This is a genomic window from Streptomyces sp. DH24, from assembly GCF_029813775.1.
In the GTDB taxonomy this organism is placed as follows: Bacteria; Actinomycetota; Actinomycetes; order Streptomycetales; family Streptomycetaceae; genus Streptomyces.
Genome location: NZ_JARVKW010000017.1, coordinates 138395 through 147138 on the forward strand (window position 1 = coordinate 138395; position 8744 = coordinate 147138).

The 8744-nt window shown below is 72.4% G+C and carries 9 protein-coding genes and 2 rRNA genes; 2 read left to right on the forward strand and 9 right to left on the reverse strand.

Going from position 1 to position 8744, the window contains the following annotated elements; genetic code table 11:
* Positions 1-351, reverse strand: a complete 351-nt coding sequence (locus QC282_RS16395) for a hypothetical protein (protein ID WP_279550158.1) — start codon at positions 349-351, stop codon at positions 1-3.
* 42 nt (positions 352-393) lie between these two features.
* On the opposite strand from QC282_RS16395, the gene QC282_RS16400 reads away from it, so the two are divergent.
* Positions 394-741, forward strand: a complete 348-nt coding sequence (locus QC282_RS16400; RefSeq protein ID WP_279550159.1) for a sterol-binding protein — start codon at positions 394-396, stop codon at positions 739-741.
* Here the strand turns inward: QC282_RS16400 and QC282_RS16405 are convergent.
* The 4 genes from QC282_RS16405 to QC282_RS16420 all read right to left on the reverse strand — a co-directional run bounded on the left by QC282_RS16405 (position 725) and on the right by QC282_RS16420 (position 4853).
* Positions 725-1612, reverse strand: coding sequence for an ABC transporter ATP-binding protein (locus QC282_RS16405; RefSeq protein ID WP_279550160.1), 888 nt, complete (start codon positions 1610-1612; stop codon positions 725-727). The two genes, QC282_RS16400 and QC282_RS16405, sit on opposite strands and share 17 nt — an antisense overlap.
* Complete coding sequence (locus QC282_RS16410) at positions 1609-2646, reverse strand: iron chelate uptake ABC transporter family permease subunit (RefSeq protein ID WP_279550161.1); 1038 nt, start codon at positions 2644-2646, stop codon at positions 1609-1611. Before QC282_RS16410 ends, QC282_RS16405 begins: the two co-directional genes overlap by 4 nt.
* On the reverse strand, positions 2643-3686 hold the full coding sequence (locus tag QC282_RS16415) for an iron ABC transporter permease (RefSeq protein ID WP_279550162.1): 1044 nt from the start codon (positions 3684-3686) through the stop codon (positions 2643-2645). The genes QC282_RS16410 and QC282_RS16415 overlap by 4 nt, the downstream gene beginning before the upstream one ends.
* Positions 3687-3824: 138 nt before the next feature.
* Entirely contained in the window at positions 3825-4853 is a 1029-nt protein-coding gene (locus QC282_RS16420) for an HAD hydrolase-like protein (RefSeq protein WP_279550163.1), read from the reverse strand.
* Positions 4854-4926: 73 nt separating this feature from the next.
* On the opposite strand from QC282_RS16420, the gene QC282_RS16425 reads away from it, so the two are divergent.
* The gene (locus QC282_RS16425) at positions 4927-6219 is read left to right on the forward strand and encodes a DUF1015 domain-containing protein (protein WP_279550164.1); all 1293 of its coding nucleotides are present in this window, start codon (positions 4927-4929) and stop codon (positions 6217-6219) included.
* 130 nt (positions 6220-6349) lie between these two features.
* Here the strand turns inward: QC282_RS16425 and QC282_RS16430 are convergent, their stop codons facing one another.
* The 4 genes from QC282_RS16430 to QC282_RS16445 all read right to left on the reverse strand — a co-directional run.
* On the reverse strand, positions 6350-7114 hold the full coding sequence (locus QC282_RS16430) for a tetratricopeptide repeat protein (RefSeq protein ID WP_279550168.1): 765 nt from the start codon (positions 7112-7114) through the stop codon (positions 6350-6352).
* A gap of 23 nt (positions 7115-7137) precedes the next feature.
* The gene (locus QC282_RS16435; protein ID WP_279550165.1) at positions 7138-8217 is read right to left on the reverse strand and encodes a hypothetical protein; all 1080 of its coding nucleotides are present in this window, start codon (positions 8215-8217) and stop codon (positions 7138-7140) included.
* A gap of 199 nt (positions 8218-8416) precedes the next feature.
* Positions 8417-8533: ribosomal RNA gene (gene rrf, locus QC282_RS16440) — 5S ribosomal RNA — on the reverse strand.
* Between the two features lie 106 nt (positions 8534-8639).
* Positions 8640-8744, reverse strand: a 23S ribosomal RNA gene (locus QC282_RS16445); the annotation flags it as partial.

Here is an 8744-nt window from a genome sequence, read left to right on the forward strand (position 1 = left end):
TCAGCTCCCCTGTCGGTACGTCGAATCGGATGGGCGGCCCGAAGGGCCTTGGTGTGGGGTGGTGGTCGGGTGACCGGTGGGAGCCGCAGGCCCCGGGCGGGCGTCGAGCGCGGTGAGCGCGTCACGCAGCCCCCGGTGTACATCCTCGTACACCTCAAGGTGTCCGTCGGTGGCGAGGTGGTCGGCGTCGGCCAGCCGCTCCAGCTGGGCGTCCACGTCGGCGTTGCCGGTGGGCGTGCGGGGGACGTGCAGGGGTGCGGGGGCGTCCGGGTCGTGGTCGGTCCCGGGCGGCGTCCGCGGGGCGGCCCCGTCCTCCGCCGGGGTCCCGGCCTCGGGCACAGCGTCGTTCATGCCCCGACGCTACCGCGAAGGGCTGGGGTACCGTCGGTCGCGATGGCGACGATCGAGGAGTGCCGCGCCGCACTCGAGAAGCTTTCGGACAACATGGCGGACGCCGAGGGCGACGTACGCGCGGCGGCCGCCCTGGACCGGTCGGTGAGCTGCCGGATCACCGACCTCGACGTCACCTTCGTCGGCAGGCTGACCGGCGGCCGGATCGACGTGCACGACACGGTGCAGGGGCCGCCGCCCGAGCGGGCGCAGATCCGGCTCGCCCTGGCCGGGGACGACCTGGTGGCGCTGGTCGACGGCGAGCTGCACTTCGCCCGGGCCTGGGGTTCGGGCCGGGTGCGGCTGGAGGCGGGTCTGCGGGACCTGCTGCGCCTCAGGAAGCTTCTGTAGCGGCGAACTGCCGCGCGTCCTGCCGGTCCCCGGCCCGCGCCTTGCGCGCGGCGGGCACCACCAGCGGCGTGCCCGTCTCCGGGTCCTCGATGACCTGGCAGCGCAGCCCGAACACCTCCTCGACCAGCTCGGCGGTGACGATGTCGTTCGGCGCGCCCTGGGCGACGACCTGCCCGCCGCGCAGCGCGACGAGGTGGGTGGCGTACCGGGCGGCGTGGTTGAGGTCGTGCAGCACGGCGACCAGGGTGCGGCCCTGCTCCTCGTGCAGCTGGGCGCACAGGTCGAGGACGTCGATCTGGTGCTGGATGTCGAGATACGTCGTCGGCTCGTCCAGCAGCAGCAGCGGCGTCTGCTGGGCGAGCGCCATGGCGATCCACACGCGCTGACGCTGACCGCCGGACAGCTCGTCCACGTAACGGTCGGCGAGCTCGGCGACGCCGGTCTGCGCCATCGACTCCTGTACGACGCGCTCGTCCTCCGTGGACCACTGCCGCAGGATGCCCTGGTGCGGGTAGCGGCCCCGGCCCACGAGGTCGGCGACGGTGATGCCGTCGGGTGCGATCGAGGACTGGGGCAGCAGACCGAGCGTCCGGGCCACCTTCTTCGCCGGCATCGACTGGATGACCTGCCCGTCGAGCAGCACCCGGCCCTCGCTGGGCCTGAGCATCCGCGACAGCGCGCGCAGCAGGGTGGACTTGCCGCAGGCGTTGGGGCCGACGATCACCGTGAAGGAGTTGTCGGGTATCTCCACCGACAGCTGCTCGGCGATGACGCGCTGGTCGTAGGCGAGGGTGACCTTCTCGGCGGACAGGCGGTTCACGGTGCTCCTTGGGTTGTTCGGCCCGGTGCCGGTGGTGCCGGCGGCGCTCATATCCGGCCGGCCTTGCGCTCGGTGGTCAGCAGCCACAGCAGGTAGACGCCGCCGAGGACGCCGGTGACCACGCCGACCGGCAGCTGGTCCGCGCCGAAGGCCCGCTGCGAGGCCCAGTCCGCGGTGACGAGGAGGGTGGCGCCCATGCACATGGCCGGCAGCAGGTTCGGGCCGGGCGAGCGGGTCAGGCGCCGGGCGAGCTGGGGCGCGGTGAGCGCGACGAAGCTGACCGGGCCCGCGGCGGCGGTGGCGGACGCGGTGAGCAGGACGGCGGCGACCATCAGCAGCGCCCGCACCCGCTCGACGCGCACCCCGAGGGCGTACGAGACGTCGTCGCCCATCTCCATCATCCGCAGCCCGCGCGCGTTGGCGAGGACGAACGGCACGAGGACGGCGCACAGCGCGAGCAGCGGCCAGACCTGGTCCCAGCCGCGGCCGTTGAGGGAGCCGGTCATCCAGACGACGGCGCGGGCCGCGTCGACCAGGTCGGCCTTGGTGAGCAGATAGCCGTTGATGGCGGTGACGATCGCGGACACACCGATGCCGACCAGGACGAGGCGGTAGCCGTGCACGCCCTGCTTCCAGGCGAGCAGGTAGATGGCGAGGCCGGTCGCCAGACCGCCGACGAGCGCGCCGATCGTGACCTCGGCGGCGCTGCCGGAGAACAGCACGATCATCACGAGGGCGCCGGCCGTCGCGCCCTGGCCGAGGCCGAGGATGTCCGGACTGCCCAGCGGGTTGCGGGAGATGGACTGGAACAGCGCGCCGCCCAGCCCGAGCGAGGCGCCGACCAGCAGTCCCACCAGGACCCGCGGCAGCCGCAGTTCGTTGACGATGAACTCCTGGCCCGCGTTGCCCTGCCCGGCGAGCGTCTTCAGCACGTCAGCGGCGCCGATGGGGAAGTCGCCGGTGCCGATCAGCACGATGCTCACGGCGAGCGCGGTCACCAGCAGCAGGGCGACGACGGTCAGGGCGCGCACGTCGAGCCGGAGGGACAGGCCACCCGGGGTGCGCACCGCACGGTTGGTCCTCACAGCTGCGCCGCCCTCCGCCGTCGTACCAGAAGAATGAAGACCGGTCCGCCGAGGATCGCGGTCACGATGCCGACCTGCAGTTCCGAGGGCCGGGCGACGATCCGGCCGAGGACGTCGGCGCCGAGCAGCAGCACGGGCGACAGGATCGTGGCGTACGGCAGGATCCAGCGCAGGTCGGGGCCGGTGAAGGAGCGCACGACGTGCGGCACCATCAGCCCGACGAACACGATCGGCCCGCACGCGGCGGTCGCCGCCCCGCACAGTACGGTCGCGGCCAGCATGGACAGCGCCCGGGTCCGGTTCAGGTTGGCGCCGAGGGCCTTGGCGGTGTCGTCGCCCATGGCCATGGCGTTGAGCGGCCGGGCCAGGAACAGGGCCAGGACCGTGCCGACGATGAGGAACGGCAGCACCTGGCTGATGGTCGAGTCGGTCGCGGACGACAGCGAACCCACCGTCCAGAAGCGCATCTTGCCGAGCGCCGCACTGTCCATGATCATCACGGCCTGGAGGTAGCCGTACAGCGCGGCGCTGATCGCCGTGCCCGCGAGCGCGAGCCGCACGGGCGTGGCACCGCGGCTGCCGCCCAGGAACCACACCAGCGCGCCCACGGCGGCGGCACCGAAGAAGGCGAACCACACGTAGCCGCTCAGGCTCGTGACGCCGAAGTACGTGATGGCGGTGACCACCGCGGCCGAGGCGCCGGCGTTGATGCCGAGCAGTCCGGGGTCGGCCAGCGGGTTGCGGGTGAGCGCCTGGAGCACCGCACCGGCGAGGCCGAGCGCGGCACCGGCGAGCAGGCCGAGGATCGTGCGCGCCAGCCGCTCGTCGACGACGACGTCGCCGTAGGTGCCCGAGCTCTCGAACAGGCCGTGCCAGACCTGTTCCAGGGACAGCTCTTTCGCGCCGACCGCGATGCTCGCCACCGCGACGAGCAACAGGATCAGGACGGAAACGAGCAACCCAAAGGAACGTATCGCCCGGCGGGTTGGGGGCGCGGGGGCGGGCTCCGCGCGCTGTTCGGGAGGACTGTCGACCAACACGCAGTTAGGTTAGCCTACCCTCGCAAGTGACCACGATCCCGAGGCGCCGTCATCTCCGGCCCCGGGCACCACCGCCCAGCTCAGCCCGCACAAGGGACACCCCGCAGCCCTTCGCCGCCCTCGGGACCCGACGCCCGCTCACATCCCCAGCCGCGCCAGCGCCTTGCCCGCGTCGAGCCCGCACACACCGTCCCCGGCCGCCGTCCAGGCCGCCGCGCACAACGCCCGCAGCCCGTCCGGCGCGGTGCCGTCACCGTCCAGTTCCAGCCGCTCGGCGCCGGCCCGCGCCGTCCAGCCACCGCACCGGAAGCCCCCGTCGACGGCGGACACCTCCGGCTGCCCGGTGAGCAGACCCCGCAGATCGGCGTCGACGTACGTCGGCCGGTGCCGCGGCGGCGCGGCGAGCAACTGCGCGCCGTCCGTCACGCCGGTCATCACGAGCAGCGAGTCGACGCCCCCGTTGAACGCGCCCTCGATGTCCGTGTCCAGCCGGTCCCCGACCACCAGCGGCCGCTCCGCCCCCGTGCGCAGGATGCTCTCCCGGTGCATCGGAGGCAGCGGCTTGCCCGCCACCTGCGGCTCGGCCCCCGTGGCGATCCGCACGACCTCCACCGCCGCGCCGTTGCCCGGCGCGATGCCCCGCGCGCTCGGAATCGTCAGGTCGGTGTTGGACGCGAACCACGGCACCCCGCGCGCGATGGCGTAACAGGCCTCGGCGAACCGCCCCCACGGCAGCTCGGGGCCGCCGAACCCCTGCACCACGGCCGCCGGATCGTCGTCCGCCGACTCCACGGGCTCCAGACCGCGCTCGCGCAGCGCCACCCGCAGCCCTTCACCTCCGATCACCAGCACGCGCGCCCCCGCGGGCACCTGCTCCGCGATCAGCCGGGCGACCGCCTGCGCCGACGTGATGACGTCGGCGGCACCCGTCGGTATGCCCAGCTCGGTCAGATGCGCGGCGACCGTTTCCGGGGTCCGCAGCGCGTTGTTGGTGACGTAGGCGAGATGCATCCCGCCGGCCCGCGCCGTCGCGAGCGACCCGACGGCGTGCGCGATCGCGTCGCCCCCCGCGTACACCACCCCGTCCAGGTCGAGCAGCGCCGTGTCGTACGCCACGCTCAGGGCCTGCCCACTGGCGTCGGGCCTCGTCCTGACGCTCCGGCTCATCCCGCATCGCTCCTCGTTCGCTCGCCTTTCCCCCGATCATCCCGCATGCCACTGACACACGTACGATGCCGGGATGGACACAGCAGGTCACTCGGAAGCAACGACGCGCCGGGGCCTGGAACTCACCCCGTTCCGAGGCCTGCGCTACGACCCCGACCGGGTCGGCAGTCTGGCCGCCGTGACGTCCCCGCCCTACGACGTCGTCGTCCGCCCCGACGGCGTGCACCACCTGCAGTCCGCCGACCCGCACAACATCGTCCGGCTGATCCTCCCGCAGGCCGCCACGTCCGGCGCCCGCAACGAACAGGCCGCCGACACCCTGCGCCGCTGGCGCTCCGAGGGCATCCTGACCACGGACCCCGAGCCCGGCCTGTACGTCTACGAGCAGAGCGACGGCGACGGCCTGGTCCAGCGCGGCATCATCGGCACGCTGCGCGTGTCCGACCCGGCGGACCAGGTGGTCCTGCCGCACGAGGACGTCATGCCGCACATCGTCGCCGACCGTGCCGACCTGATGCGGGCCACCTCGGCGAACCTGGAGCCGCTCCTCCTGACCTACCGCGGCAACGGCCCGGACTCCGCCACGGCCCAGCTGATCGAGCAGGCCGCCGGCCGGCCCCCGCTGCTCGCCACGACCACCGAGGACGGCTACCACCACCGCCTCTGGTCGGTCACCGACCCCGCCGACGTGGCGAAGGTCCAGGCCGACCTCGCCCAGCACCAGGCCCTCATCGCCGACGGCCACCACCGCTGGGCCACCTACCGCCGGCTGCGCGCCGAGCAGCCCTCCCCCAGCCCCTGGGACCACGGCCTGGTCCTGCTGGTCGACACGGCCCGCTACCCGCTGCGCGTCCGCGCCATCCACCGGCTCCTGCACGGCCTGCCGGTCGCGGACGCGCTGGCCGCCCTGGACGGCCGGTTCCGGGTACGCCGCCTGGACGTGCCGTTGTCCGACGCCATGGCGGCCCTGGCCGACGCGGTGGAGACCGGCAACGCGTTCCTGCTGGGGGGCGACGGCGCCTTCCACCTCGTGGACCGGCCCGACCCGGAGCTGCTGGCCCGCACGATCCCCGTGGACCGGCCGGTGGCGTGGCGCACCCTCGACGCGACGGTCCTGCACGCCACGCTCCTCGGTCACGTCTGGCGCATCCCCGAGGACTCCCCGGCCCACATCGCGTACATCCACGACACGGCCGCCACGGTCCGCAAGGCCGAACACGACGGTGGTACGGCCGTCCTGATGCACCCGGTCCGCGAGGACGTCGTCCGCGACCTGGCCCGCCAGGGCGTCACGATGCCCCGCAAGTCGACGTCGTTCGGCCCGAAACCGGCCTCGGGCCTGGTCCTTCGGGCGCTGGACGTCTGACACCCGGCGACACAAGGACACACGGCACACGGCACACGGCTCCAACGCGAAGGGGCGGGAACCCTGCCGGATTCCCGCCCCTTCGCTCACGCGTTACCGCTCGTCCGTGCCGGCCAGTGCGCCGCGGACGTCAGTCCTCGTCGCCACGCTGAACGGCGACGTCCGTGCCGCCGTCCTCGACCTCTTCCTCGACCTCAGCCTCGGCCTTGGCCTTGGCCTCGTTGCCGATCTCGTCCTCGGCCTCGTTCTCCGCCTCGTTCTCGTCGAGGGCGTCGACGAACTCGACACCGTCCAGCTCGGCGAGCCGGTCCGAGGCGTCCGTGCTGCCGTCCCGGTCGGACTCCACGGCCTTCGCGAACCACTCCCTCGCCTCACCGCTGCGACCGGCCGCGAGCAGGGCGTCGGCGTACGCGTAGCGCAGCCGCGCGGTCCACGGCTGAACGGAGTTGGAGGCCAGCTCGGGGCTCTGCAACGTCACGATGGCCGCGTCCAGCTGCCCCATGTCACGCCGGGCGCCGGCCGCGACGAGCCGCATCTCGACCTGCCCGGCCTTGTCGAGCTTGTGCACCTCGGGAGCCCCGGCCATGTCCAGCGCCTTCTCGGGCCGGCCGAGCCCACGCTCGCAGTCGGCCATGACGGGCCACAGCTCCACGCTGCCCGTCATCCGCCGCGCCGCCCGGAACTCGGCGAGCGCCTCGCCGTACTTCTGGTTGGCGTACGCCGCGAACCCGGCCGCCTCCCGTACGGCGGCGACCCGCGAGGCCAGACGCAGGGCCACCCTGGAGTAGCCGTAGGCGCCCTCGGGGTCCTCGTCGATGAGCCGGGCGACCATCACCAGGTTCTTGGCGACGTCCTCCGCGAGCGTCTTCGGCAGGCTTTGCAGCTCCTGCCGCACGTCCTTGTCGATCTCGTCGCCGGTCACGTCCTCGGGGATCGGCAGCCGCTTGATCGGCTCGCGGTCCCGGTCCCGCTCGTCACGGAACCGGCCACCGCCGCCACCACGCCGGTCTTCCCGACGGTCGTCGCGCCGGTCGTCCCGGCCCCGGAACCCACCGGGACGCCCACCCCGGTCGTCCCGACGGGGCCCACGGCCACCACGGTCGTCCCGGCCCCGGAACCCACCGCGCTCGCCACGGTTGTCGTCACGGCGGAAACCACCACGCTCACCGCGGTCGTCGTCACGACGGAAACCACCACGCTCACCGCCGTTGTCGTCACGACGGAAACCACCGCGAGGCCCGCGGTCGTCACTGCGACGGTCGTCACGCCTGTCATCGCGCCGGTCGTCGGTACGCCGGTCGTCACGCCTGTCGTCACGGCGGTCATCGCGACGGAAGCCGCCACGGTCGTCGCGCCGGAAACCACGGTCCCGGTCATCGCGCCGGTCGTCGGTACGTCGGTCGTCGCGACGGACGTCCCGCCTGTCATCACGACGCTCGTCACGCCGATCATCGCGGCGGTCGTCGCGGCGGAAGCCACCGCGAGACCCACGATCGTCGCCACGTCGGTCGTCCACCCGGCGGTCGTCACGGCGGCCGTAACCCCCGCTCCCCCCGCCACGGTTGTCGTCACGCCGGAAGGTGGGACGGTCGCCCCGCGCACCGCGGTCACCGCGATCGTCCCGACGGTCGTCGCGCCTCTCGTGGGGGCGATCGTCTCGCCTGTCGTCACGGCGGTCATCGCGGCGGAAGCCGGTGCGCGGGCCCCGGTCGTCGCGGCGCGGGCCACGGTCCCGGTCGTCACGCCGGCCGAATCCCCCGCCACGGTTGTCGTCGCGCCGGAAGCCGCCCCGATCACCACGGTCGTCGCCACGGCGGTCATCGCTTCGACGGTCGTCTCCGCGCCGGTCGTCACGCCGGTCGTCACGGCGGAAACCGCCGCGGTCGCCTTCCCGACGGACGTAGCCACCACGGTCATTGTCACGGCGGTCGTTGTCGCGACGGAAGCCGCCACGGTCTCCGCGCTGACCTCCACGGTCGTTGCGGTCGCCGCGGTCACCACTGTCCCGTCGCCGCTGGTCGCGCTCCGGTCGGTCGTCGGGAGAGTTGGTGGACATGGTGACTCCTGTCATCGGTACCGCAAGTCATTCTCGCGCAGCCGGGTACCCGGCGCGCTCCGGGCTGTGCTTGTTTCAGAACAACAAAAGGACCCCTGGTCCCAGCTGTACGCTGGTGACCAGGGGTCCTTTCCAAAGATTGTTCGGCGGTGTCCTACTCTCCCACAGGGTCCCCCCTGCAGTACCATCGGCGCTGTAAGGCTTAGCTTCCGGGTTCGGAATGTAACCGGGCGTTTCCCCTACGCTATGACCACCGAAACCCTAATGGTTTCGAGCGAACAAGCACACTCTTCAATTGTGAGTTCAGCTCAAAAGCCGACAACTGTTCGTTGTCTCAGAACTAACACAGTGGACGCGAGCAACTGAGGACAAGCCCTCGGCCTATTAGTACCGGTCAACTCCACCCATTACTGGGCTTCCATATCCGGCCTATCAACCCAGTCGTCTACTGGGAGCCTTACCCTCTCTA